Here is a 25725-nt window from a genome sequence, read left to right as displayed (position 1 = left end):
ACAGCCGAACGGCTACAGTTCGTGGTCCTTGGACAGCGCCCGCACAGCCGCCGCCTTGGCGGCGTTGGCGGCGGGGAACCCCGCATAGCCGGTGGCGTGGTAGATCACCTCGGCCAGTTCGTCCTCGGTCAGCCCGTTCTGCAACGCGATGCGGAAATGGGATTCCATCTCCTGTTCGGCCCCGAGCGCGATCAGGATGCCGAGGGTCACCAGGCTTCGGTCGCGCCGGGCCAGCCCCTCGCGGGACCACAACCGCCCGAAGATGCCCTCGATCCCGATCTCCATCAATTCGGAGGCGAATCCACTGCCGAAGCTGACCTTCTCGTTGGGCACGTGGTCGGGGAGGGTGCCCGGCAGCATCTCCCGGAACACGTCGAGGCCCTGATCGCGCCAATTAGTCATGCGAACTACTTTGGCACAGTCACGCCGGTGCCAGGTAACCGACCGGGCCCGAGGCCAGGCAGACCGACAGCGCGGCGGTTCGGGCGCGCACGGTGATCGCATCGCCGGCACCGGGCAGTCGCACGTAGACCCGGTTCAACCCGGGCAGCACCGGCACCCTGGTCTCGGGGCCGTCGCTGAGGGTGAGCGTGATGGTGCCCTCGGTGTTGGCGAGGTAGTTCAACTCCACGGTCCAGTCCGATGGCAGCAGCGGACCGTCGAGGGGCATGGTCACCGGGGAGTCGGGCTGGGCCAGATAGCCGCAGCTGGGGGTGGGGCCCGGCCGGATGGTCCGCACCCAGGTGACCTTGGCCCCGATGAGCCGGCCGGTCATGTCCAGCATGCGTAACCGGGTTGTGCCGGAGGCGAATTGAGGACGGTCGCGAATGAGGGCGAACATGTGGCTGGCCAGGTTCTCCGGCCAGGCCACCCGCTGCAGGATCAGGGGGTCCACCTCCTGATCGAGCAGCGGGGCGCTCGACGTGACCCGAGCGTCGGCCAGTGCCGCCCGGACATTCTGCAGGTAGGCCTTCGTCGGGTTGTCCCGCCAGCTGGCCAGGAACGTCCATGACGAGTACAGGCTGCTGGCGACGAACAACGCGCACGCCCCGCCCACTGCTACTGCCCGCAACCGGGTCGCATCCAGCAGCGGGGTCACTCGATTCGGCGCGCACAGCCCGACGGCGCACAGCAGGGCCAGCACGAAGACCAGGTCGGGCTGATACCGCAGGGTCTGCGCCAGCTCGAGGGCGGTGAATCGCGAAGACCGCATCAGATAGATCGGCACCTGGCACACCGCGGCGTAGCCGAGGGCGGCCAGCCACACCGGTGCCAACCGTCGCTTGCGGAGCACGGAGACGACGACGACCGCGGCCAGTGCCAGCCAGCCCAGCGTCATCACCGTGGTCGGTGGCACCGCCCACGGCGAAGCCGGCGCCCAGCGCTGCCATTGCCACGGCCCACCCACCAGGCCGGGCACGATGCCGTGGGTGAAGGAGCGCCGCAACAGGTTCCACGTCATCGTCAGGTCCCAGCTCCAGCGCTGCTGATCGACCACCACGAGATATACCGCGACCCAGCCCGCCAGCAGCACACCCGCGGACACCCAGAGCCCGGTGCCACGGCGCCACACCGTCCTGAGCCAATCCCGTTCACCGGCAACGTAATAGAGCAGAGCGACCATCGCGAAGCCGACGAACGGGATCACCGCGGCTTTCTCGAAGAACAGCAGACCGCCCAGGAAGGCTGCCAGACCGGTGGCCAAGTAGCGGCGATTCCCGGTGCGCACCAACAGGATTGCGTCGCCGCAGAACCAGGCCAGGGCGGCCAGCATGGGTAATGAGTTCAGGCCCGCGGCCCACCAGGCGAAGCCGGGAAGCCCGAGCGGGGTGAACAACGCGAACGTCCACGGCACCAACAGCACCGGTCGCCGGCCCAAGATGATGTGCAGGGTGCGCAGCAGAGCCAGCCAGGCCAGCAGCTGCAGCAGCACCAGGGACAGCGCCGGCCAGAACCAGACCAGCGGCGCGGCCCGCGTGATCAGACCACCGAGCAGGAATCCGGCCGGCATCACGTGTCCGTCGTGATCGTCGAACAGATAACCCCAGGACAGCAGGTTCTGGGTGCCCGCCCGGCCGACCAGGATGAGGTCGTCCCAGTAGAAATAGCCGCCGAACGCCGGCACCGCACGGACGGCGAGTGCGACAGCCAGCAGTGCGGCGCAGATCACAGATACCCGGCGCGCAGACATTCCCCCCTTCATACCTGGGTAGGGTGAGCCGATGCGCGCACTGGTCACCGGCGCTGCCGGCTTCATCGGGTCGACCCTGGTCGACCGCCTCCTGGCCGACGGCCATTCCGTCGTGGGTCTGGACAATTTCGCCTCCGGCCGCGCCACCAACATCGAGCACCTGGCCGACAACCCGGAGTTCTTCTTCGTCGAGGCGGACATCGTCGAGGCCGATCTGGACACCATCCTCGAGGAGTACCACCCCGAGGTGGTGTTCCATCTGGCCGCGCAGATCGACGTCCGGCACTCGGTGGCCAACCCGCAGTTCGACGGGTCGGTCAACGTGATCGGGACCATCCGGCTGGCCGAGGCGGCCCGCAAGGTCGGAGTGCGCAAGATCGTGCACACCAGCTCGGGTGGCTCCATCTACGGCGTGCCCGACGTCTTCCCGACCTCCGAGGCGGTGCCCACGGATCCGCATTCGCCGTACGCGGCGGGCAAGGTCGCCGGCGAGATCTACCTGAACACCTTCCGGCACCTCTACGACGTGGACTGCTCGCACATCGCACCCGCCAACGTCTACGGACCCCGGCAGGACCCGCACGGTGAGGCCGGAGTCGTGGCGATCTTCGCGCAGGCGCTGCTGGAGGGCCGGCCGACGAAGGTGTTCGGGGACGGCGGCAACACCCGCGACTACGTCTTCGTCGACGATGTGGTGGACGCGTTCGTCAAGGCTTCCGGTACCGCCGGCGGCGGGTTGCGGTTCAACGTCGGCACCGGGGCCGAAACGTCGGACCGCGCGCTGCACACCGCGGTCGCCGCGGCGGTCGGCGCGGCCGACGACCCCGAGTTCGCCCCACCGCGCCTCGGTGACCTGAAGCGGTCCTGCCTGGACATCAGCCGCGCCGATCAGGTGCTCGGCTGGGCGCCCAAGGTCGCGCTGGACGAGGGTGTGCGCCGAACCGTGGAGTACTTCCGGTCGGTGGGGTGAATTCCTGCTCGACCGCCGGCGAAACCGTTGTAGCTCAAGCAGTTCCGGTGGATATCTCGCCGGCTGACGTAGCCTGGTGACCGTGACGGTTCCTGGGCCCGTGGACGGGCATCCGGTGATTGGTCCCCCGGACCCAATGGATCGACACTGGGGCTGGTTTGCCGGTATCTTCGCCGTGCTCGCCATCCTCGGCGTCGTCGGCGCAATGCTGTCCCTGCTGCCGCTGGCGATGGCCACCGACGGGTGCCACGGGGACGACGATTCAGGCGTATGCGGGCTGTCGGCCGCCGGTCAGAACGCCCTGGTACTCATCCCATGGATCGCGCTGGGGGTCGGATCCATCGTGACGATCGTCGGGGCCGCCGTCGCGGCGAGGGCCCACCGTTCGCCGCTCATCGGGTTGCTGGTGGGCGTCGTCGCGTACGTCGTGGTGATACCGCTGGCATACAGGATCGCGTTCCTGTTGTAGCTCAAGCACTTTCGTTCGGGTGCTCCGGCTGCTGCGCGCTCTGCAGTGCCACCGCGCGGGCCAGTCGGGCATACTTGAGTTCGAGATCCTTGAACCGCATGTAGGTGCTCATGGTGGTGAAGATGAACGCCACGATCAGCACGTAGCCGATCAGGTCGGCGCCGCGGTCGACCCCGAGCCAGTGCGCCACCACCGTCGTGTCGTCGGGCCGCAGGATGGCGTACACGGCCGCGATGACGAACAGCAGGTAGCCCACCTTGACCCACGCCTTGGTCTTGGCGCTGCTGCGTGAGCGCAGCAGGTAGAACAGCAGCGAGACGATGGCACCGATCAGCAGGACCTGGATCCAATTCATCGAGACAACCTTCCCCTGAGCAGTCCGTCGAACAGAATGTTGACGCCGTTGAGCAGCGGCTGCCCCTTGGCCAATGAATAGTCCGTATAGAGAATCTCGACCGTCTCTTCGCCTATCCGCCAATGGTTTTCGGCGACCAGCGCGATGAACTCGCCAGCGTGACTCATGCCGTTCATGGTGAGGTTCAGTCCGTCGGCCACCCGTTTGTCGAACACCCGCAGCCCGTTGTGCGCGTCGGTGAGCCCCAGCTTCCGGCTGCTCGGGCTCAGCCAGGCCGCTGCCTTGAGCACGATGCGCTTGAGGGCCGGCACGCGAGCGGGTGCGCCGGCCCCGGACACGTGGCCGAACCGGGTGCCCACCACGATGTTCAGATCGTCGCGGCGCAGTCGATCGATCATCGCGACGACGTCGGCGACGCGGTGCTGCCCGTCGGCGTCGAACGTCGCGAACACCTGGGCGCCCGGCTGGGCCCGCGCGTATTCCACCCCGGTCTGGATGGCGGCACCCTGGCCCAGGTTCACCGGATGCGGTACGACGTGGGCCCCGGCCCGCAATGCTGCCGTGGCCGTGCCGTCCCGGCTGCCGTCGTCGACCACCACGATGTTGCCGAACTCGGTGCGCAGATCTGCCACGACGTCGCCGATGACGGTTGCCTCGTGGTAGGCCGGGACGACGATCCAGACGTCGGGGTAGTGCGCGTCAATGCCCACAGCGTACGCGGTCGGTGCTCACGGAAAGATCTGCCGGGCGAAGGTTTCGACCGAGTTGTCGTCGAAGACCAGCGCCGTGCAGAGGAACGTGTTGTGGGATTCGAGTCCACTGCCGAACGGGACCGAGCCCGGCAGTGAGACCTGCCCGTTGACCTGCCAGGCGGCCCGCACCGACGACGGCGTGCGGCCGTCGTGCTGCAGCAGTCCCTGGACGTCCTCGCTGACGACGGTCTGCATCACCGTCGGCTCGCCGAACTGTGCGTCGCTGTGGATCCTGCGCTGCACATCGTCGCGCAGGTCCGCCAGACAGTGCGCCACCGCGGCGTCCTTCCCGAGTCGCCGATCGTGCAGCACAGTGCGATCGAGCACCAACCATCCGACGGCCAGGACGACGAGGACCGCCGTCGCGATGACCAGTCGACGTCGTCCGCTCATGTTTCTGACGCTCATGATCCGCCGATCTACCGTCCCGGCAGGGCCGGTTTTGTCAGTCCGTTCAGGGCGGCGACCAAGCGGTTGAAGCCGGTTGCGGAGTTGGGCGAACGAGACCACCCCGGGATGGTATCGGCCAGTGCGCCTGTGTGTTTACTGTGAAGAGCGCTGCCTCATCCGCGCTCCCTCAGCGCGGCCAGGTGCACCGCGATGCCGACCAGCGGTCCGCACACGAGCGCGACGACGGTGCGCGTCTCGAGGGCCAGCGGTAACAGGAGCAGCGCCGCCGCCGCCACGGTCGCGCACACCCAGCCCAACGAGTACGCCCGATGCAGTGCGGCGGCCACCGCGGCCGCTCCGGTGATGGTGAGCACGGCGATGACGACGGCCCCCGCCGTGAGCCAGGCCAGCAGCGCACCGGAGGCGCGGTACTGCTCGCCGAAACCGACGCGCAGCAGCCACGGGCCGGTCAGGGCGGCCAGGGTGATTCCGGCGGCCCCGACGACCGCGAGCACCGCCACGGCCTGTGCCACGGCCCGCAGCCGGTGCGCACGGGCATCCACGAAATGGGCGATCAGATTGCCCTGCATGGCGGTCAGCGGCACCAGCAGCGGCGCGCGGGTCAGGGTCACGGCCAGGATCACGACGCCGCCCGCGGCGCCCAGTTCGCCGGAGGTCGTTTTCAGCAGGACCGGGAAACCCATGACCAGGATCGCGCTGGCGCCGGCGGCGGCCACCGCGTGCGCCGCGCCGCGCAGGAACGAGGCCGGGCTCTCCCGGGCGACCAGTGTCGCGGCCGCGCGGGTGGCCGGGGAGGCCAGCAGGAGCAGCAGCCAGGACAGTGACCCGCCGACGGTGGCCCACAGGAAGCCCTCCAGGCCCCAGCCCAGGGCCACGCTGGCCACCGCGATCACCACGCGGATGCCGGCGTCGGTCACCATCAACGCGCCGTACTGCGACCACCGATCGGCACCGGCCAGCATGCCCAGCAGCGTCGCGTGCAGGCAGAAGCAGGCCAGCCCGACGGCCAGCAGGACCACCGAGAGGCGGCGCGACTCGATGAACACGTGCGGCGACCACAGCACCGCGGTGGTGGCGACGACGACCGCCGCGGTCACGCCGACGGCCGCGGCCAGGCGCAGGGGGCGGGTGATCCCGGTGGGCGCCGGAGCCGTCGGGTCGTGCCGGGCCGTTCTTCCCGAGAGCCGGATCTCGCGGGTGCTCTGCTGCAGCAGTCCGAATGCGGCACCGGTCACCAGACCGAAGGCACCCCAGAACACCCCGAACACCGAGAAGCCCGCCGGATCGAGATCCCGCGCCGCCAGGTAGAGCACGGCGTAGCCGCACAGCGCGCTGACGGCCGTCGCCGCACCCACCCGGGTGACGCTGCTGCGGGTCACCGGGCCGGTCGGCGTGCCGGCGTCGGTCACAACGGCGGTACCGGGGTCGAATGCAGCCAGGCGTCCCACAGCGGACGCAGCGAGGTCTGCGCGTAGTTCGCGGCCAGCCCGGTGAAGTCGTCGGTGACCACGGTGGAGTGCCGATACCGGGCGGTCCAGTCGCGCAGCAGGTCGAAGAAGTTCGCGTCGCCGATCACGCCGCGCAGCGCGTGCAGGGTCAGCGCGCCGCGCTTGTACACCCGGTCGTCGAACATGTCCCGTGGACCCGGATCGGACAGCAGCAGATCCTGCGGGGAATCGGTGAGCCGGCGGTGGTACTGGCGCGCCAGTTCGTCGGTGCTCGGGCCGCCGGAGTCCTGCGACCACAACCATTCGGCGTAACAGGCGAAGCCCTCGTGCAGCCAGATGTCCCGCCAGCGCCGCACGGTCACGCTGTTGCCGAACCACTGGTGCGCCAGTTCGTGGGCGATCAGCCGCTCCGAGCGGCGGGTGCCGTCGCAGTGGTTGGCGCCGAATATCGAAATCCCTTGTGCCTCCAGGGGTATCTCCAGATTGTCGTCGGTCACGACGACGGTGTAGCCGGTGGACAGCGGGTACGGGCCGAACAATTTGGTGAACAGTTTCATCATCAGCGGCTGGCGCGCGAAGGTCTGGTCGAAGCCGCGCCCCAGCCGCTCGGGCAGGGCGGCCTGCATCGGCGCCGGCGCCTTGGGCAGTTTGCGGATCTGGTACTCGCCGATCTGCAGGGTGATCAGGTAGGTCGACGTCGGCTCGACGAGGTCGTACGTCCAGCTGGTCATGCCCGCCTTGACGCGGCGAGAGACCAACTCCCCGTTGGCAATTGCGCGGTACGGCGTCTCGGTGCTGATCCGGATCCGGTAGCTGGCCTTGGAGGTGGGGTGGTCGTCGCACGGGAACCACGACGAGGCGCCGTTGGGTTGGCCGGCCACCAGCACCCCGTTGGTCAGCTCCTCGAAACCGACGTCACCCCAGATCGTGTGATTGGGTTTCGGCGAGCCCCCGTAGCGGATGTGGATCTGCATCGCCGCGCCCGTCGGCAACGCCGCGGCGAGCGTGATGTGCAGTTTGCCTGCGCTGCTGCGGAAGGACGCCGGGCGCCGGCCGTTCACCATCACCTTCGTCACCGAGAGCGCCGGGCTGAGATCGAGGGTGAAGGTCTTCAGCGCGGCCAGGGTGACGGCGGTGATGTCGGCCGCCCCGGCCAGCCGGTTGATGGTGACCTTGTACTCCAGCTCGAGTTCGTAGCGCGACACCCGGTAGCCGAAGTTGCCGGTGCCCGGCAGGTAGGGGTCGATGACCGGTGGACCCGCGGTCCGTTTCTTCGGTTTGCTCACGCGGCTGCTCCGCGGGCGGCCTTGGAGCCGCGCTTCTTGCGTGAATCCACCCACGGGGCAATCGGATTGCCCTGCCAGCGGGTGTTGGCGGGCACTTCGTCGCCGCGCATCACCAGCGACGCCGGGCCGACGGTCGCCCCCGCTCCGAGCCGGGCGGCCGGCAGCGCGACGCAGTGCGTGCCCAGCGTCGCGCCGGCCTCGAGCACCACCGTGTCCATCCGCATGATCCGGTCGTGGAACAGGTGGGTCTGCACCACGCAGCCGCGGTTGACGGTGCTGGCCCGCTCGAGCGTGACCAGATCGGCCTCGGGCAGCCAGTAGGTCTCGCACCACACGCCGCGGCCGATCTTCGCGCCCAGCCCGCGCAGCCACACGTTCATCACCGGGGTGCCGCTGGCGGCCCGGGCGAACCAGGGCGCGGCGACGGTCTCGACGAAGGTGTCCGACACTTCGTTGCGCCAGACGAACGACGACCACAGCGGATGCTCGACGGCCCGGATCCGGCCCACCACAACCCATTTCGCGACGACGGCGATGGCGCCGGCCACCCCGCCGGCGATCAGCAGCACCACCCCGCCGGACAGGGCGGCGCCGCCCCAGCCCCACGCGCCGGCGGCGGCCTGCAACGCGATCAGGACCCCGACGCCGATCGCGAACGTCACCATCATCGGGATCACCCGGCAGGTCTCGACGGTGCCGCGGGCCAGCTTCAGCGACGTCGAGGGGTGGAAGGTGCGCAGTACGTCGGCGGCAGTTGGCTTGCGGCGCAACCGGATCGGTGGGCTGCCCAGCCACGACGACCCACGCTTGGCCTTGTGCGGGGTGGCCGAGAGCACGGCCACCAGGCCGTCATCCGGCACCCGGCGGCCGGGCTGGGTGATCCCGGAGTTGCCCAGGAATGCGCGCTTGCCGATGGTTGCCGGGCCGACGTGGATCCAGCCGCCGCCCAGTTCGTAGGACCCCACCATGGTGTCGTCGGCCAGGAATGCGCCGTCCTCGACGACGGTGAACCGGGGGATCAGCAGGGCGGTCGAGATCTCGGTGTCCTTCCCGATCCGGGCGCCCAGCAGCCGCAGCCACCACGGGGTCAACAGGCTGGCGTAGACCGGGAACAGGTAGTTGCGGGCCGCGTCCATCAGCCGCTCGGTGGCCCACAGCTGCCAGCCCACCCGGCTGCGGACCGGGTGGTAGCCCTCGCGCAGCCCGAGGGACAGCAGTCGCACTCCGATGACGGTCAGCGCGGCGTAGATCGCGACGGAGACCAGCGTCGCCACCGGCACCCACAGCAGGGCCGGGCCGATGGCGGCGCTCAGGGTGGGCGCATCGCGGACGGCCCAGCCGATCACGGCCAGCCCCGCGGCCAGGGCGAGCAGCGGCAGCGCGCCCAGCAGTATCGAGGAGATCCCATAGGCGGCCACCCACCAGGGCGCCAGCGGCGGCCGGTGGTCGGGCCACGGGTGGCGGGCCTTGCCGGATTTCACGGCCGGGGAGCCCTTCCAGTACTGGCCGTTCTTGACCTTGCCGACCACGCCCGAGCCGGGCGCGATGTCGGCGTTCTTGCCCACCACGGCTCCCGGCAGCAGGGTGGTGCGCGCACCCACGGTGGCGTCGTCGCCGATCGTCACGGTGCCGACGTGGAAGAGGTCGCCGTCGATCCAGTGCCCGGACAGGTCCACCTCCGGCTCCACCGAACTGCGGTGGCCCAGGGTAAGCATCCCGGTCACCGGCGGCGCGGAGTGCAGGTCCACGCCCTTGCCGACGTCATTACCCAGCGCCCGGGCGTAATACACCAACCACGGAGCACCGGCCAGGTTCTCGGCGCCGCTGGCATCGGCGAGACGTTCGGTGAGCCACACCCGCAGGTGCTCGCTGCCGCCGCGGCGGTAGGTGCCCGGCCGCAGCCCCGACAGCAGCAGGCGGGCGAACAGAACGGCGATGCCCATCCGGCCCGGCGGGGTGATGAACACCAGGAACGCCGCCAGGATCCACCACCAGTTCAGCGGCACCAGCCAGGACAACCCGGCGGTGGGAGGCCCCCACGCCAGGACGACGTTGTTGGCAATGGCCAGCCAGGTCACCCACTGCAGCCCGGTCAGGGTGGTCAGGGGCAGCGTCAGTGCCATCTGGGCGGCCTGGGTCGTCAGCGGGGTCGGCGCCACCTGCCGGGGGAGGATCTGCGCGGGTGGGTCGAGTTCGTCGAGGAATTCGGCCAGCGAACCGAGCCGGGGATGGTCGTAGAGCTGGGCGACGGTCAGCCCCGGATAGCGTTCGCGCAACGCCGCCACCAACTGGGCGGCCGACAGCGACCCGCCGCCCAGGGCGAAGAAGTCCGCTTCGGGGCCGTCGATCTGGGCACCCAGGACGTCGCGCCAGCGGCCGGCCAGCCAGCCCAGGGTCCCGCCGAGATCGGCGGTGTCGTCACCGTCGTCGGCGCCCGGCGGGGGCCACGGCAGCGCGTCGCGATCCACCTTCCCCGACGTCCGGGTGGGCAGTTCGTCGACCACGACGAGGCGGGGCACCAGCGCGGCAGGGAGCTGCTCGGCCAGGGCGGCCCGCGCCGAGCCGACGTCGAAGGCCGGGTCCGCGCTCGCCACGTACCCCACGAGAATCGGTGTGCCGCTGGATGTCCGGCGCACGGCCGCCGCACCGCCGGACACGCCGGGCAGGTTCACCAGGGCCGCATCGACCTCGCCGAGTTCGATCCGGCGGCCGCCGACCTTCACCTGATCGTCGGCGCGGCCCTGGAAGTACAGGCCGTCGGCCTCCAGTCGCACCAGGTCACCGGAGCGGTAGGCCCGTTGCCAGCCGATCGACTCCAGCGGGGCGTACTTCTCGGCGTCCTTGTCCGGGTCGAGATACCGCGCCAGCCCGACGCCGCCGATCACCAGCTCGCCGATGTGGCCGTAGCCGACGGGCTGGCCGGCGGCGTCCACGACGGCCAGGTCCCAGCCGGGCAGCGGCAAGCCGATGCTGATCGGGCCCGCCCCGGTGAGCAGCGCGGCGCACGCCACCACCGTCGACTCGGTGGGACCGTAGGTGTTCCAGACCTCGCGGCCCTCGACCGCCAGTCGCTCGGCCAGCTCCGGTGGACATGCCTCGCCGCCGAAGATCAGCAGCCGGACCTGTTCGAGCGCTTCGGCCGGCCACAGCGCCGCCAGTGTGGGCACCGTGGAGACGACGGTGATGTCCCGGGATACCAGCCACGGCCCCAGGTCCATACCGCTGCGCACCAGCGAGCGGGGCGCCGGCACCAGGCACGCGCCGTGCCGCCAGGCCAGCCACATCTCCTCGCACGACGCGTCGAACGCCACCGAGAGTCCGGCCAGTACCCGATCGCCCGGTCCGATCGGGTTGTCCTGCAAGAAGATTCGTGCTTCGGCATCGACGAAGGCCGCGGCGTTACGATGGGTGACAGCGACGCCCTTGGGTGTGCCGGTGGAGCCGGAGGTGAAGATGATCCAGGCGTCGTCGCGGGCCAGCGGGGCACCCGCGCGCCAACCCCGGGACGAACCGGTGGCCCGGCTCAGGCCGGCCTCGGTGATGATGCCGACCACACCGGCTTCACCGAACACCAGGTCGGCGCGCTCCTGGGGATCGTCGGCGTCGACGGGGACGTAGGCGGCCCCGGCAGCCAGGATCGACAGGATCGCGACGTAGAGCGCATAACTGCCGGACGGCATCCGTACGCCGATCCGGTCACCCCGGCCGATCCCACGGGCGCCCAGCCACGCCACGCTGGCCTCGATGTCCTCGACCAGTTCGCTGTAGGTCAACTGGACGTCGCCGTCGTCGATCGCGGGCGCGTCGGGATGGCGCCGGGCGGTGTCGTGCAGGATGTCGATCAGGGTGCGGGGTTCGGGTGCTCGGGCGGACAGTAGGTACTGGGCAGGAATCTGCGGTGCCGGGGCGCCTGTCACAGTCCGAAATACTAAGGATCCCCGCCCCGGCCCGCACCGGCGGCGCCACGTGACTTCGCAATTTCTCCGCGGACCTGAAAGACTGTGCGCAGAGGGGAGTACTCCTTACGCCGCGGAGTCGTCATCACGTCGACCGTCATCGGGCGACCGGCGCCGCGGGCCGGTGCGCATCGCATGCCGGCGGAAGAGACCTCTGGCGATTTTTACCTGGCCGGAGGACTCTGCGTTGAATGTTTCTCAGCTCGAATGGATCATCACCCTGTCGGTGACGGTGGCGGTGTTGCTGTTCGACGTCGTGGTGATCGCCCGCAACCCGCACGAACCGACCACCCGTGAATGTGTGCGTGCGCTCATCTTCTACGTCGGTGCGGCGATCGCCTTCGGTGTCTGGTTGTGGAACTTCCACAGCCGGCAGTTCGCGCTGGAGTTCTATGCGGGCTGGCTCACCGAGTACAGCCTGTCCATCGACAACCTGTTCATCTTCATCATCATCATGGCCAGCTTCAAGGCGCCCAGGAAGTACCAGCAGCAGGCCCTGATGGTGGGCATCATCCTGGCGCTGATCTTCCGCGGTGTCTTCATCGCCCTCGGCGCCGTCGCGATCGAGCGGTTCTCGTGGATGTTCTACCTGTTCGGTGCGTTCCTGGTGTACACCGCGGTCAAGCTGGTGCGCGACACCGAACACGACGATGACGCCGACAACCGGGTGGTCCGGTTCGCGCAGCGGCACCTGAGTTTCACCGACAAGTGGGACGGCCTGAGGCTGTGGGTGCACGACAACGGCAAGCGCCTGATGACGCCCATGTTCCTGGTGATCGTGGCGCTGGGCACCACCGACCTGATGTTCGCCCTGGACTCCATCCCGGCGATCTACGGCCTGACCCGCGAGCCCTACATCGTGTTCACCGCCAACGTCTTTGCCCTGATGGGCCTGCGCCAGCTGTACTTCCTGCTCGGCGACCTGCTCAACCGGCTGGTGTACCTGTCGCAGGGGCTGGCGTTCATCCTGTTCTTCATCGGCGTGAAGCTGGTCCTGCACGCCCTGCACGAGAACGAGCTGCCGTTCATCAACGGTGGCCACGGTGTGCACGTGCCGGAGATTCCCACGCTGTGGAGCCTCGGCGTCATCATCCTGACCTTGTTCATCACGATGATCGCCAGCCTGATCAGGACCCGGGTCGCGTCCAGATCGGGCTGAGTGCCCGGCTGCGCGCCGACCCGCGCACTCACCAGTTCTGGTAGCCGCCCTCCGGACCGAGCATCCGCTCCAGGCGGGTCCGGTTGATCCGGGCCAGTTCGTTGCGGACGACCTTGCGCTCGGTCTCCTCGTCGTGGTGCATGCGGTCGTCGATCGCGGTCAGCACCTCGGTCGCCGTGCTGCCGCCGACGTACATCACGAACCCGAAGCCGAACTGGTCGGCGTAGCGGGTGGCCGCCGCGGCCAGTCGGGTCATCACCGCGGGGTCGTCGTCCCACAGCGCGCACTGCTCGGCCTGCGACCTGGCGCTGCGTGGCCGCCGTCCGACGTGCGGGTACGCGTCGAGAATGTGGTCGATCGCGGCCTCGGGCAGGCTGAACAGCAGCGCGTCGGCGCGCCGGAAGAGCGCGTCGTGGCCGGTGTACGGCCGGGTGTCGGCCAGGTCACCGGCCAGGGCGACGCTGTAGCAGCACTCGTAGAGGGCGTGGACGGCCTTGTGCCGGGGCAGCTCGTTGAAGGCGTCCAGGCCCATTCCCTGATGCAGCAGCACACCGCAATGATCGGAGACTCAGGGCACGCCCGCGTTACGCCGTGTTACGCCCGTGCAAATTCCGGCCGGTTCAGTGCCCGGTGGTCTTGAACCGCTCCAGCGAGCGCTGCACCTCCGCCTCGGCGTCGGCGCGTCCCACCCAGTCGGCGGCTTCCACGAACTTGCCCGGCTCCAGATCCTTGTAATGCACGAAGAAGTGCTTGATGGCGTCCAGTTCGAAGGTCGAGACGTCGCCGAGGTCCTGGATGTGATCCCACCGACTGTCCCCGGCCGGAACGCAGAGGACCTTGTCGTCGCCGCCGGCGTCGTCGACCATCTTGAACATCGCGACCGGGCGGGCCTCGACGATCACGCCGGGATGGACCGATTCGGGCAGCAGCACCATCGCGTCCAGCGGGTCGCCGTCCTCGCCCAGGGTGTCTTCGATGAACCCGTAGTCGGCCGGGTAGCCCATGGGCGTGTAGAGGTAGCGGTCCAACCGGAGGCGGCCCGTCTCGTGATCCACCTCGTACTTGTTGCGCTGTCCCTTGGGGATCTCGATGGTGACGTCAAACTCCACTGCATGGCTCCTTGGGTGTGCTGCCGGTGACTGTCCAGGGTCGGGGCCACCCTAATGGAGCGATACCCTGCAGTACATGCATCCCACCCGTTGGCGCCGGTCCACGCACCTCGTGGTCGGGCTCGGAGTGGTCGCGCTGACCGCCGTGCTGGTGGTGGCGGCGGTGTTCCTCACCGGCGCGCACAGCCGGGATCGCAACCGGATCCCGGCTCCGGAGCCGGCGGTGGCCGCGCCCGGGGTCACCCCGGTCGACGACTCCGCGACGGTGCCCACCGGCGCCGGTCTGGCCGCCGCGCTGGGCCCGCCGCTGGCGAATCCGGACCTGGGTGTCATCACCGGTCGGGTGGCCGACGCCCGGACCGGAAAGCTGTTGTGGCAGCAGGGTTCCGACGTGCCCATGCAGCCCGCGTCCACCAACAAGGTGCTCACCGCCGCAGCGGCGCTGCTGACCCTGGACCGCGACGAGCGGGTCACCACCAAGGTGGTGGCGGCCGAGTCGGGCCCCAGCGTCCGCGCCGGCACCGTGGTCCTGGTCGGCGGGGGCGATCCGACCCTGTCGGCGGCGCCGCCCGGTACGGAGACCTGGTACCCGGGCGCGGCGCGCATTGCCGACCTGGCCGCGCAGGTCCGCAGCGGCGGGGTGAAACCGACCGCGGTGCTGGTGGACACCTCACTGTTCAGCGGTCCGGAGATGGCGCCCGGGTGGGATCCCGCCGACATCGCCGGCGGCGACTTCGCCCCCATCCAGCCGGTGATGCTCGACGGCGGCCGCACCCAGCCGGTCAGCGTCGAATCGCCGCGGTCCCTGACCCCGGCGCTGGACGCCGGCCGCGCCCTGGCCGTCGCGCTGGGCGTCGATCCCGCCACCGTCACCACCGCACCTGGACCCGCCACCGGCGACGAACTGGCCTCGGTGCAGTCCGCACCGCTGATCGAACGGCTGCGCCAGATGATGTCGGCGTCGGACAACGTGATGGCCGAGAGCATCGCCCGCGAAGTGGCCGGTCACGATCAGCGCCCGCGCAGCTTCGCCGGTGCGGTCCAGGCCGTCACCGACCGGCTGTCGCGGGCCGGGGTCGAGATGACGGGCGCCACCCTGTACGACTCGAGCGGCCTGTCGGTGCTCGACCGGCTGACCGCCACCAACCTCGACGAGGTCGTGAGCCTGGCCGCCGGGCCCGACCAGCCGGCGCTGCGCCCGCTGGTGGACCTGCTGCCGGTCGCCGGCGGCAGCGGCACCCTGTCCGACCGGTTCCTGGACCCCGAGACCAGCCAGGGCGCGGCCGGCTGGCTGCGGGCCAAGACCGGGTCGCTGACCGCCACCAACGCGCTGGCCGGCATCGTCACCGATCGCGGCGGACGGGTTCTGACCTTCGCGCTGATCTCCAACGGCGCGGGCCAGACCGGCCGGACCGCGATCGACGCGCTGGCCGCGACCCTGCGGACGTGCGGTTGCGGGGCATGACACGCGCCCCGGCCGACCGAACCAGCCCACCGCCCACCCTGGGCCGGTCGGTGGACTGGGGTGTCGCGGCGTCGGTGGGGTCCCGGCTGACGCGGCCGGCGCCGCCCGTCACCGAGTACACCCGCGCCCAGGTGATCGACGAGCTGGCCGCGGCCTCACGGGCCGCCGAACCGCCGGTGCGCGAGGTCACCGGTCTGCACGCCGAGGGTCCGGTCCCCGATGCCCGCATCGTCGATCGCCCGCAGTGGATCGCCGCGGCCGCGCAGTCGATGCGGGCGATGACCGGTGGCGACCCCGATGCGGGAACCGGGGACGAACCTGCACACCCGTTCGCCGCGGTGACGGGAAAAGTGGCCGGTGCCCAGACCGGGGCGGTCCTGTCCTTCGTGTCCTCGGGAATCCTGGGCCAGTACGATCCGTTCGGCAGCGATGGCGGCATCCTGCTGCTGGTGTATCCGAACGTCATCTCCGTCGAACGACAGCTGCGTCTGAAGCCGGCCGACTTCCGGCTCTGGGTGTGCCTGCACGAGGTCACCCACCGGGTGCAGTTCACCGCGAATCCCTGGCTGGCCCAATACATGTCGAGTCAGCTGGGCACGCTGACCCAGGACATGAGCGAGGATGTCGGCGCGGTCGCCGGCCGGCTGGTCGCGCATCTGCGCAGCCGGCGCGACCGGGAGAACGTCGGCCCGGAGGACCCCAGTGAGCGCGGGGTGCTGGGCCTGATGCGCGCGGTGCAGTCCGAATCGCAGCGCGCGGCGCTGGACCGGCTGCTGGTGCTCGGCACGCTGCTCGAGGGCCACGCCGACCACGTCATGGACGCGGTCGGGCCGGCCGTGGTGCCCACCGTCGCCACCATCCGCAACCGCTTCGATGCCCGGCGGCAGCGCAAACAGCCTCCGCTGCAACGGATTCTGCGCGCGCTGCTGGGCATCGACGCCAAGCTGTCGCAGTACACCCGCGGCAAGGCATTCGTCGACGACGTCGTCGGCCGGGTGGGGATGGACGGGTTCAACCGGGTCTGGGAAGGGCCGGCGACGCTGCCCCTGCCCGACGAGATCGACCAGCCGCAGCGATGGATCGACCGGGTGCTCTGAACCGGGTGCGCTCCGCCGTGCGCGACTTCGCCGCGGCGTACCTGCCCGATGTCGACCGATGGTGCGTCGCGCTGTCCGGCGGTCCGGATTCACTGGCGCTGACGGCGGCCGCGGCCGGCGAGCGGCCCACCACCGCGCTGATCGTCGACCACGGCCTGCAGCCCGGCTCCGATGCGGTGGCCCGGTCCGCCGCCGAGTTGGCCATGTCGTTGGGATGCGTTGGCGCACAGATTATTCCGGTTCAGGTCGGAACGGTAGGCGGCCCCGAGGGTGCGGCGCGCACGGCGCGCTACGCCGCGCTGGAGCACGCCCGGACCGGCGCTCCGGTGCTGATCGGCCACACGCTCGACGATCAGGCCGAGACCGTGCTGCTGGGCCTGGGCCGCGGATCGGGACCGCGCTCGATCGCCGGGATCCGGCCCTACGACGCGCCCTGGTGCCGCCCGCTGCTGGCGCTGCGCCGGGCGGACACCGAGGCGGCGTGCGCGGAACTGGGCATCACCGCGTGGCGCGATCCGCACAACGACGATCCGCGCTACACCCGGGTGCGGTTGCGGGCCGAGGTGCTACCCCTGCTCGAGGAGGTCCTCGGCGGCGGGGTGGCCGAGGCGCTGGCCCGGACCGCCACCGCACTGCGGTCCGACGGCGATCTTCTGGATGCCCTGGCCGATCAGGCCCTGGCCGGCAGCCGGGCCGCGGACGGCGGGCCGGGACTGCCGGTTGCCGCGCTGGCCCCGTTGCCGGAACCGATCCGGCTGCGGGTCATCCGCGGCTGGCTGCGGGCCGGCGGCGCGGTGCGGCTGACCGCCAAACAGATCCTGGCCGTCGATGCGCTGGTGGTGGCCTGGAAGGGGCAGGGCGGTGTCGCGGTGGGCAGCGAACTGGCCGGGCAGCGGTTGTTCGCCGGACGTCGCGACGGCGTGCTGATGCTGTATTCCGAACCACTGGGTGGTTCTCCCGCCCCCGGCATGGCAACCTAGTGCCGTGCCAGCCCACACACCCGAGTTGTACTCGGGGGACATCAAGTCGGTCCTGTTGTCCGAAGAACAGATCAGGACGCGCACGGCCGAGCTGGCCGAGCTGGTGGCCCAGGATCACCGCGACGCGGGTGGGGACCAGGACCTGTTGCTGGTGACGGTGCTCAAGGGTGCCGTCATGTTCGTCACCGACCTGGCCCGCGCCATCCCGGTGCCGACCCAGCTGGAGTTCATGGCCGTCAGCTCCTACGGATCCTCGACGTCGTCGTCGGGGGTGGTCCGCATCCTCAAGGACCTCGACCGCGACATCCACGACCGCGACGTGCTGATCGTCGAGGACATCATCGACTCCGGGCTCACGTTGTCCTGGTTGCTGCGCAACCTGGCCACCCGGCATCCCCGCTCGCTGCGGGTGTGCACGCTGCTGCGCAAGCCGGAGGCGATGAAGGCCAACGTCGACGTCGCCTACATCGGCTTCGACATCCCCAACGAGTTCGTGGTGGGCTACGGCCTGGACTACGCCGAGCGCTACCGCGACCTGCCCTACATCGGCACCCTGGACCCCAAGGTCTACACGCTCTGAGAAGGCTCACATGACCCGTACCGCGCTGCGCATCTGCCCACTCTGCGAGGCCACCTGCGGTCTGAGCCTGACCATCGATGAAGCCGACCCGGTCGCCCACATCACCGCGGCCCGCGGCGACGCCGACGACGTGTTCAGCGCCGGGTTCGTCTGCCCCAAGGGGGCCAGTTTCGGGGAGCTCGACGGCGACCCGGACCGGTTGCGCCGGCCGCTGGTGCGCCGCGACGGCGTCCTGACCGAGGTGGACTGGGACGAGGCGTTCGCGACGGTCGCCGAGCGCCTCGGCGCGGTGGTCGCCGAATACGGGGGTCCGTCGGTGGGGGTCTACCTGGGCAACCCGAACGCCCACACGATGGCCGGGGCACTGTATCCCCCGGTGGTCATCAAGGCCCTGCGCACCCGCAACGTGTTCAGCGCCAGCACCCTGGACCAGATGCCCAAGCAGGTCGCCCTGGGGCTGATGTTCGGCAACCCGTTCGCGTTCACCGTGCCCGACATCGACCGGACCGACCATCTGGTGGTGATCGGCGCCAACCCGATGGTGTCCAACGGCAGCCTCGCCACGGCGGCCGACTTCCCGGGAAAGCTGCGGGCCCTGCGCCGACGGGGCGGCCGGCTGACGGTCATCGATCCGGCCCGCACCCGCACCGCCGCGCTGGCCGACCGGCATCTGGCGCCGCTGCCGGGCAGCGACGGGCTGCTGCTGCTCGCCGTGGTGCACGTGCTGTTCGACGAGGACCTGGTGACCGCCGACCTCGGCGGTATCGCCGAACACGTCACCGGTGTCGAAACCGTGCGCGCCCTGGCCGCCGACTTCCCACCCGAAGCCGTCACCGGCAGTTGCGGTGTTGCGGCAGAAGACATCCGGCAGTTGGCGCGCGACATCGCGACCTCGCCGTCGGCCGCGGTGTACGGGCGCATCGGCACGTCGACCGTCGAATTCGGGACCCTGGGCAGCTGGCTGGTGGACGTCGTCAACGTGCTGACCGGCAACCTGGACCGCCCGGGCGGGGCGATGTTCCCGCTCGGTCCGACCGCCCCGGCGCCCCGGCCGCCCCGGCCCGGCCGCGGATTCGCCACCGGCCGCTGGCACAGCCGGGTGTCCGGGTATCCGGAGACGGCCTCGGAGTTCCCGACCGCCGCCCTGGCCGAGGAGATCGACACACCGGGCGACGGCCAGCTCCGCGCGGTCATCACCATCGCGGGCAACCCGGTGCTCTCGGCGCCCGACGGCGACCGGTTGGCCAGGGCGCTCGACGGGATCGACTTCATGCTCAGCATCGACCCCTACCTCAACGAGACCACCTGCCACGCCGACGTGATCCTGCCGCCGCCCCCGCCCAGCCAGTGCGGTCATTTCGATTTCGCGCTGAACAACCTCGCCGTCCGGGCGAACGCGCGGTACTCACCACCGGTACTGGCCCTCGAGGAGGGCCGGCCCGACGAGGCGGAGATCCTGTCGCGGATTGCGCTGATCCTCTACGGCGCCGGGCCGGACGGGGATCCCGCGCTGGTCGACGGTCAGGTGATCGCGGCGACCCTGGCCAAGGAGACCGCGGACCCGCATTCGCCCGTGGCCGGCCGGGACGTCGACGAACTGACCGCGATGCTCACCGGCGACCGCGGCTACGAACGCCGGCTCGACATGATGTTGCGGCTGGGCCCATACGGTGACGGGTTCGGGGCCACGCCCGGCGGGCTGACCCTGCAGCGCCTGCTGGACGAACCGCACGGCGTCGATCTCGGGCCGTTGGCGCCCCGGCTGCCCGTGGTGCTGCGCACGCCGAGCGGCAAGGTCGAGCTGGCCCCCGCGTCGCTGGTCGCCGAGACCGCCCGGCTGCGCGACCGAATCAATTGCAGCACAACTGAACTGGTGCTGATCGGGCGCCGGCATCTGCGGTCCAACAACAGCTGGATGCACAATCTGCCGGCGCTGGCCGGCGGCACCAACCGGTGCACATTGCACATCCATCCCGACGACGCGCGCCGGCTCGGCATCGGGGATGACACAGATAGTGCCGTGGTCAAGGGCGCCGGCGGCGAGATCGTCGTGCCCGTCGAGGTCACCGACACCATCCGCCCGGGGGTGGTGTCCCTGCCGCACGGCTGGGGGCACGGTCAGGACGGCACCCGGCAGACGGTCGCCGCGGCACAGCCCGGCGCCAACGTGAATCAGCTCAACGACGGCACGCTGCTGGATCCGCTGTCGGGCACCGCGGTGCTCAACGGGTTGCCGGTGACGGTGTTCGCCGCGGGCTGAGCGGTCCTCAGACCAGTTCCCACACGGCGGTGACCTGGAAGCTCACCGTCTGCTGACCCGGTTCGATCGGCACCGCCGACACCGCGGCGTCGGCCATCGGACCGCGCGGCATCGGCACGGGCATCGGCGGGACGGCGCCGGGAACCTCGGCGATCGACAGCACGTTGCCGAGCTTCAGCCCGGACAGGTCGGCGAACTGCTGCGCGCGGTCCTTGGCGTCGTTGAAGGCGCGTGCCCGGGCGTCACGCAGCAGTTGCGAATCGTCGTTGATGGACAGGTTCACCGAGTTCAGCCGGGTGGCGTTGCCCCCGGTGCTGGTGATCACGGCCAGCACCCGCGAGGCGGTGCTCAGGTCGCGGACCGTCACGGTGAAGACGTTGCTGGCCTGGTATCCGGTGACGGTCGTCCCGTCGGAGCCGTACTGCGATTGCAGGGTGACGTTGCTGGTGGCGATGTCCTTGCGGTCGACGCCGGCGGTCACCAGCGCCTCGACGACGGCCTGCTGGCGTTCGTTGGTCTGGTTCATCGCCACCGTGACGTCGGATCCGGTGAAGGTGACCGTCGCGTTGGCGGTCAGGGTGTCGGGCGCGCCGTCGACCTTGCCGTTGCCGACGACGGTGACCTGGCGGGCGGCGCCGCCGGCCGGTGGCGCGGCCGGCTTGGAATCGCACCCCGACACCAGCGCGCCCGCCAGCAGTACACCGATGAACAGCATGACAACTCGCATGCGTCAGACCTTAGGCGATCACAGCGGGAAAACCTGACCGTCGGTGGCGATGGTGGTCCGGCCCGCGAAGTTCTTCCGGATCTCGCCGAGCCACCGGGCCTCCGGCAGATCGGGCGGGTCGTAATGACTGACGATGAGGTGCCGCGGCCCGGTCTGCGCCGCCACCTGTCCGACCTGTTCGGCCGACGTGTGCGACCGCACCAGGTAGTCCGTCGGGAATCGGCCACCGTAGAACGCCGAATCGAGACTGAACATCGACTCGTGCACCAGGACATCGGTGCCCCGGGCCAGGGTCACCAGGTTCTCCGACACCGTGGTGTCGCCCGAGAACGTGACCGAGACCGCGGGCCGGTGGATGTCGAAGCGGAACGCGAACGCCGGGTAGACGTCGTAGTGGGGAACCAAAGTTGCTGTGACGGCGACATTTTCGTCCGACATCACCGGGAACGGGTCCATCCGGGGCGAGCGGTCGAGGTAGTTCGGTCCCGGTGGGACAGCGATCTCGACCACGTCCATCAACGCGGCGATGTCGGCGACGCCGTTGTCCCGGATGAAGATGTTGCTGGTGTAGGCGAACGCCTGCTGCAGGGCGGCGGTGGTGGCGGCCAGGCCCGGTGCCGGGTTGCCGGGCGCGACGGTGGGCGGGTCGGGGTTGCCGACCTCGCTGGGCGGCAACCCACCGGCCGGGCCGGGTCCGTAGATCGCAACGGCGGCGCGTCCCGGCCGTGCCGCGGCGCCGCCGCTGAGGAAGAAGCTGTAGTAGTCGACGATGTGGTCGGCATGCAGGTGGGTGATGAACATCGACTTCAGGTCCGCGAACTTCAGTCCCGCATTGGCGAAGGCGTTCAGCGAGCCCAGCCCGCAGTCGATCACGTAGACGTCGGTGCCGATCTTGAGTGCCGAGGAGATGCCGATCCGGTTGGGTATCGGCGGTGGCCCGGCCTGTACGCCCAGGGTGATCAACGCGTTCTCGGGCAGGGCCGCGGCCGGTTGGGCCGCAGCGATGCCCGTCGAGGCGCTCAGCAGGCCCGCGCCGAGCACCGCCGAACCCGCCGCGGTCAGTGCCGCCCGCCGGGACACCGCCCCGACAAGATCCCCGTTCCCGTGTCCCTCGCCGCCGCAGCATCCATGCATGCGCCACAACGTAGCGGCTCACCAACCGCAGAAGTCGAGGAACTCCAACAGAATTCGATTGACGTCCGCCGCGTGGTCCTGCGGGATCCAGTGTCCGGCCCCGTCGAGCCACTCCTCGCGGTACGGACCGGTGACCACCTCGCGGGCCCGGTCGGTCCGGGTGAACCCGAGCACCGGATCGGCCCGGCCGCCGATGAACAGGGCCGGCACCGCGATGGTGGTCGGCTCGGTGGTCGCCCAGTTGCGGTCCATGTTGCGATACCAGTTCAGCCCGCCGGTGAAACCCGTCCGGGTGAACTCGGACGCGTAGAAGTCGAGGTCGGCCGCGCTCAGCCAGTCCGGCAGCGGCGCGTCGGGTGCACCGGCCAGCAGCGCGTGCAGGGTGGCCCGCGGGTCGGCGCCCAGTTCGGCGTCGGCGACGCCCGGCTCCTGGAACCGCAGGATGTAGAAGTCGTCGCCGAATTTGCCGAACGCCTCGGTCGGCCTGGTTCGCGGCCGGGGGACCGGCGGCACGCTGAGCCCGGCCACCGCCGCCACCCGGTCGGGGTGCAGTTGGGCCACGTTCCACACCACCGTCGCGCCCCAGTCGTGTCCGACGAAGACGGCCCGCTCGGCTCCCACCGAATCCAGCAGGGCGACCAGATCGCCGGTCAGCGCGTGGATGTCGTAGGCGGCGACGTCGGCCGGACACGACGAGCGCCCGTATCCCCGCTGGTCGGGTGCCAGCACCTGGTAGCCGGCCGCGGCCAGTACCGGAATCTGGTGCCGCCAGGTGTATGCCAGTTCGGGGAAGCCGTGCGCCAGCACCACCACGGGTGCGTCCGGCCGGCCCGCCCGGGTGACCGCCAGGCGCACCGCGCCGGTGGTGTGCACCTGGACGGACGTGGGGTTATCCGTGTTGTCCGGCACCCCTCTACCGAAGCACACGATTTCTCCAATGTGGGAACTGCTGATCGTTGAGGTAGCGGTAGCCTGAACATTTGATGCGCATTGGAAGGACCGGGGCCGGGCAGTCAGCGATGCCGGGCGAAACAGATCGATGAATCGACACCAACGATGAACCGAAAGAATGTCATCCGCACGCTCACGGTGATTGCCGTGGTCCTGTTGCTGGGGTGGTCCTTCTTCTACTTCGGCGACGACACCCGCTCCTACAAGCAGGTCGACACCTCCGTCGCGATGACCCAGATCCACGACGGCAACGTCAAGAGCGCCCAGATCGACGACCGCGAACAGCAGGTCCGGCTCGACCTGAAGAGCGGCAACTCCGACACGTCCGACTCCGCCAAGGTCATCAGCAAGTTCCCGACGGGCTACGCGGTCAACCTGTTCGACGCGCTGCAGGCCAAGAACACCCAGGTGAACACCGTGGTGAACCAGGGCAGCATGCTCGGGTCCCTGCTGATCTACATGCTGCCGCTGCTCCTGCTGGTCGGCCTGTTCATGATGTTCTCCCGGATGCAGTCCGGCGGCCGGATGGGCTTCGGCTTCGGCAAATCGCGGGCCAAACAGCTGTCCAAGGACATGCCGAAGACCACGTTCGCCGACGTCGCCGGCGCCGACGAGGCGGTCGAGGAGCTCTACGAGATCAAGGACTTCCTGCAGAACCCGGCGCGCTACCAGGCGCTGGGCGCCAAGATCCCGCGCGGCGTGCTGCTCTACGGTCCGCCGGGCACCGGCAAGACGCTGCTGGCGCGCGCCGTGGCCGGCGAGGCCGGCGTGCCGTTCTTCACCATCTCCGGTTCGGACTTCGTCGAGATGTTCGTCGGCGTCGGCGCCTCCCGGGTGCGTGATCTGTTCGAACAGGCCAAGCAGAACAGTCCCTGCATCATCTTCGTCGACGAGATCGACGCGGTCGGCCGTCAGCGCGGCGCGGGCCTCGGCGGTGGGCACGACGAACGCGAACAGACACTCAACCAGCTGCTGGTCGAGATGGACGGCTTCGGCGACCGCCAGGGCGTCATCCTGATCGCCGCCACCAACCGGCCCGACATCCTGGACCCGGCGCTGCTGCGCCCCGGCCGCTTCGACCGCCAGATCCCGGTCTCCAATCCCGACCTGGCCGGCCGCAAGGCGGTGCTGCGGGTGCACTCGCAGGGCAAGCCGATCGCGCCGGACGCCGATATGGACGGCCTGGCGAAGCGGACGGTGGGGATGTCCGGCGCCGATCTGGCCAACGTGATCAACGAGGCCGCGCTGCTGACCGCCCGCGAGAACGGCACCATCATCACCGGTGCCGCGCTCGAGGAAGCCGTCGACCGCGTGGTCGGCGGGCCGCGACGCAAGAGCCGCATCATCAGCGAGCACGAGAAGAAGATCACCGCCTACCACGAGGCCGGCCACACGTTGGCGGGATGGGCGATGCCGGACATCGAGCCGATCTACAAGGTCACCATCCTGGCCCGCGGCCGCACCGGTGGTCATGCGATGGCCGTGCCCGAGGACGACAAGGGTCTGATGACCCGGTCGGAGATGATCTCTCGGCTGGTGTTCGCGATGGGCGGGCGCGCTGCCGAGGAACTGGTCTTCCGTGAGCCCACCACCGGGGCGTCCTCCGACATCGACCAGGCCACCAAGATCGCCCGGGCGATGGTGACCGAGTACGGCATGAGCGCCAAGCTCGGCGCGGTGCGCTACGGGACCGAGCACGGCGATCCGTTCCTGGGCCGCACGATGGGGACGCAGGCCGACTACAGCCATGAGGTGGCCCGCGACATCGATGACGAGGTCCGCAAACTCATCGAGGCCGCGCACACCGAGGCCTGGGAGATCCTGTCGGAGTACCGCGACACCCTCGATGCGCTGGCGGGTGAGCTCCTGGAGAAGGAGACCCTGCACCGGCCGGAGCTGCAGAAGATCTTCGGCGAGGTCCGCAAGCGGCCGCGCATCACGGCGTTCGACGACTTCGGCGGCCGGATCCCGTCCGACAAGCCACCCATCAAAACCCCCGGCGAGCTGGCCATCGAGCGGGGTGAGGAGTGGCCGAAGCCGGTGCCGGAACCGGCGTTCAAGTCGGCCATCGCGGCCGCCGAGGCGGCCCGCCAATCAGGGCCCAACGGCTCCAACGGAGCGCCCGGCCGCAACGGCTCCAACGGCGGCGGTCATGACGGCGGGCCGACACAGCCCGACTACGGCGCCCCCGCGGGCTGGCACGCCCCGGGCTGGCCCCCGCCGGATCAGCCGCCGTATGGCTACGGGTACCCACCGGGGTATCGCCAGCCGCCGGCCTGGCAGCCCCCGCCGGGGCAGCCGTACCCGCCGCAGCCCCAGCCGAACCATGGTCACCACCCGGAGCCTCATGGCCGCCATCAGGCCGACCCGCCCGACCGCGCCAACACTCCGCCGCATCCGCCGGCGCACGGCTGACCACGACCAC

At 70.0% G+C, this 25725-nt stretch carries 22 protein-coding genes; 9 read left to right on the top strand and 13 right to left on the bottom strand.

Going from position 1 to position 25725, the window contains the following annotated elements; all coding sequences use genetic code 11:
- Positions 1-12: 12 nt before the first annotated feature.
- Together U0R18_RS15980 and U0R18_RS15975 are read right to left on the bottom strand one after the other, a co-directional pair.
- Positions 13-402 (bottom strand): carboxymuconolactone decarboxylase family protein, encoded by a 390-nt coding sequence (locus U0R18_RS15980; protein WP_526370095.1) that lies wholly within the window; start codon positions 400-402, stop codon positions 13-15.
- A 19-nt stretch (positions 403-421) separates the two neighbouring features.
- The gene (locus U0R18_RS15975; protein WP_526370093.1) at positions 422-2257 is read right to left on the bottom strand and encodes a hypothetical protein; all 1836 of its coding nucleotides are present in this window, start codon (positions 2255-2257) and stop codon (positions 422-424) included.
- Here U0R18_RS15975 and U0R18_RS15970 point away from each other — a divergent pair.
- Complete coding sequence (locus U0R18_RS15970; protein WP_526370091.1) at positions 2223-3161, top strand: GDP-mannose 4,6-dehydratase; 939 nt, start codon at positions 2223-2225, stop codon at positions 3159-3161. The genes U0R18_RS15975 and U0R18_RS15970 overlap by 35 nt on opposite strands.
- 82 nt (positions 3162-3243) lie before the next feature.
- The gene (locus U0R18_RS15965; protein WP_526370089.1) at positions 3244-3630 is read left to right on the top strand and encodes a hypothetical protein; all 387 of its coding nucleotides are present in this window, start codon (positions 3244-3246) and stop codon (positions 3628-3630) included.
- A gap of 1 nt (position 3631) precedes the next feature.
- Here U0R18_RS15965 and U0R18_RS15960 read toward each other — a convergent pair whose 3' ends face one another.
- The 6 genes from U0R18_RS15960 to U0R18_RS15935 all read right to left on the bottom strand — a co-directional run bounded on the left by U0R18_RS15960 (position 3632) and on the right by U0R18_RS15935 (position 11799).
- Positions 3632-3985 carry a DUF2304 domain-containing protein gene (locus tag U0R18_RS15960; RefSeq protein ID WP_526370087.1) on the bottom strand — a complete coding sequence of 118 codons (354 nt, stop codon included), beginning with the start codon at positions 3983-3985 and terminating at the stop codon, positions 3632-3634.
- Positions 3982-4695: a polyprenyl-phospho-N-acetylgalactosaminyl synthase PpgS gene (gene ppgS, locus U0R18_RS15955; protein ID WP_526370085.1), complete on the bottom strand. Its 714-nt coding sequence runs from the start codon at positions 4693-4695 to the stop codon at positions 3982-3984. Before ppgS ends, U0R18_RS15960 begins: the two co-directional genes overlap by 4 nt.
- 18 nt (positions 4696-4713) lie before the next feature.
- Positions 4714-5130 (bottom strand): hypothetical protein, encoded by a 417-nt coding sequence (locus U0R18_RS15950; RefSeq protein WP_526370083.1) that lies wholly within the window; start codon positions 5128-5130, stop codon positions 4714-4716.
- A 170-nt stretch (positions 5131-5300) separates the two neighbouring features.
- The gene (locus U0R18_RS15945; RefSeq protein WP_526370426.1) at positions 5301-6557 is read right to left on the bottom strand and encodes a polysaccharide biosynthesis protein; all 1257 of its coding nucleotides are present in this window, start codon (positions 6555-6557) and stop codon (positions 5301-5303) included.
- Positions 6554-7882 carry a M1 family metallopeptidase gene (locus U0R18_RS15940; protein WP_526370081.1) on the bottom strand — a complete coding sequence of 443 codons (1329 nt, stop codon included), beginning with the start codon at positions 7880-7882 and terminating at the stop codon, positions 6554-6556. The genes U0R18_RS15945 and U0R18_RS15940 overlap by 4 nt, the downstream gene beginning before the upstream one ends.
- Complete coding sequence (locus U0R18_RS15935; RefSeq protein WP_526370079.1) at positions 7879-11799, bottom strand: Pls/PosA family non-ribosomal peptide synthetase; 3921 nt, start codon at positions 11797-11799, stop codon at positions 7879-7881. The genes U0R18_RS15940 and U0R18_RS15935 overlap by 4 nt, the downstream gene beginning before the upstream one ends.
- 226 nt (positions 11800-12025) lie before the next feature.
- Here U0R18_RS15935 and U0R18_RS15930 point away from each other — a divergent pair, with 226 nt between their 5' ends.
- Positions 12026-12997: a TerC family protein gene (locus U0R18_RS15930; protein WP_526370077.1), complete on the top strand. Its 972-nt coding sequence runs from the start codon at positions 12026-12028 to the stop codon at positions 12995-12997.
- Between the two features lie 28 nt (positions 12998-13025).
- Here U0R18_RS15930 and U0R18_RS15925 read toward each other — a convergent pair whose 3' ends face one another.
- Both U0R18_RS15925 and U0R18_RS15920 read right to left on the bottom strand, forming a co-directional pair.
- A complete protein-coding gene (locus U0R18_RS15925) occupies positions 13026-13547 on the bottom strand; it encodes a 2-oxo-4-hydroxy-4-carboxy-5-ureidoimidazoline decarboxylase (protein ID WP_526370075.1) in 522 nt (173 codons plus the stop codon).
- Between the two features lie 70 nt (positions 13548-13617).
- Positions 13618-14106: an inorganic diphosphatase gene (locus tag U0R18_RS15920; RefSeq protein WP_526370073.1), complete on the bottom strand. Its 489-nt coding sequence runs from the start codon at positions 14104-14106 to the stop codon at positions 13618-13620.
- A gap of 76 nt (positions 14107-14182) precedes the next feature.
- On the opposite strand from U0R18_RS15920, the gene dacB reads away from it, so the two are divergent.
- The 5 genes from dacB to U0R18_RS15895 are packed head-to-tail and all read left to right on the top strand — an operon-like array spanning position 14183 to position 20488.
- On the top strand, positions 14183-15571 hold the full coding sequence (dacB, locus tag U0R18_RS15915; protein WP_526370071.1) for a D-alanyl-D-alanine carboxypeptidase/D-alanyl-D-alanine endopeptidase: 1389 nt from the start codon (positions 14183-14185) through the stop codon (positions 15569-15571).
- The gene (locus U0R18_RS15910; RefSeq protein WP_526370069.1) at positions 15568-16668 is read left to right on the top strand and encodes an Rv3626c family coenzyme F420 biosynthesis-associated protein; all 1101 of its coding nucleotides are present in this window, start codon (positions 15568-15570) and stop codon (positions 16666-16668) included. The genes dacB and U0R18_RS15910 overlap by 4 nt, the downstream gene beginning before the upstream one ends.
- Entirely contained in the window at positions 16647-17648 is a 1002-nt protein-coding gene (gene tilS, locus U0R18_RS15905; protein WP_526370067.1) for a tRNA lysidine(34) synthetase TilS, read from the top strand. Before U0R18_RS15910 ends, tilS begins: the two co-directional genes overlap by 22 nt.
- Positions 17617-18228 carry a hypoxanthine phosphoribosyltransferase gene (gene hpt, locus U0R18_RS15900; protein WP_526370065.1) on the top strand — a complete coding sequence of 204 codons (612 nt, stop codon included), beginning with the start codon at positions 17617-17619 and terminating at the stop codon, positions 18226-18228. Before tilS ends, hpt begins: the two co-directional genes overlap by 32 nt.
- Before the next feature lie 10 nt (positions 18229-18238).
- Positions 18239-20488: a molybdopterin-dependent oxidoreductase gene (locus U0R18_RS15895; protein WP_526370063.1), complete on the top strand. Its 2250-nt coding sequence runs from the start codon at positions 18239-18241 to the stop codon at positions 20486-20488.
- A 7-nt stretch (positions 20489-20495) separates the two neighbouring features.
- Here the strand turns inward: U0R18_RS15895 and U0R18_RS15890 are convergent, their stop codons facing one another.
- Genes U0R18_RS15890 through U0R18_RS15880 form a run of 3 tightly spaced genes read right to left on the bottom strand, consistent with a single transcriptional unit; the run spans position 20496 to position 23258 of the window.
- Positions 20496-21215 carry an SIMPL domain-containing protein gene (locus U0R18_RS15890; protein ID WP_526370061.1) on the bottom strand — a complete coding sequence of 240 codons (720 nt, stop codon included), beginning with the start codon at positions 21213-21215 and terminating at the stop codon, positions 20496-20498.
- Positions 21216-21233: 18 nt separating this feature from the next.
- The gene (locus U0R18_RS15885; protein WP_526370059.1) at positions 21234-22349 is read right to left on the bottom strand and encodes an MBL fold metallo-hydrolase; all 1116 of its coding nucleotides are present in this window, start codon (positions 22347-22349) and stop codon (positions 21234-21236) included.
- A gap of 18 nt (positions 22350-22367) precedes the next feature.
- The gene (locus U0R18_RS15880) at positions 22368-23258 is read right to left on the bottom strand and encodes an alpha/beta fold hydrolase (protein WP_526370057.1); all 891 of its coding nucleotides are present in this window, start codon (positions 23256-23258) and stop codon (positions 22368-22370) included.
- Positions 23259-23405: 147 nt separating this feature from the next.
- Here U0R18_RS15880 and ftsH point away from each other — a divergent pair, with 147 nt between their 5' ends.
- Positions 23406-25715 (top strand): ATP-dependent zinc metalloprotease FtsH, encoded by a 2310-nt coding sequence (ftsH, locus tag U0R18_RS15875; RefSeq protein WP_526370055.1) that lies wholly within the window; start codon positions 23406-23408, stop codon positions 25713-25715.
- Positions 25716-25725 lie beyond the last annotated feature (10 nt).

This window comes from Mycobacterium sp. (assembly GCF_046330795.1).
Lineage (GTDB): Bacteria > Actinomycetota > Actinomycetes > Mycobacteriales > Mycobacteriaceae > Mycobacterium.
The sequence above is the reverse complement of the archived record's forward strand: the minus strand, read 5'-3'. Positions and strand labels throughout refer to the sequence as shown.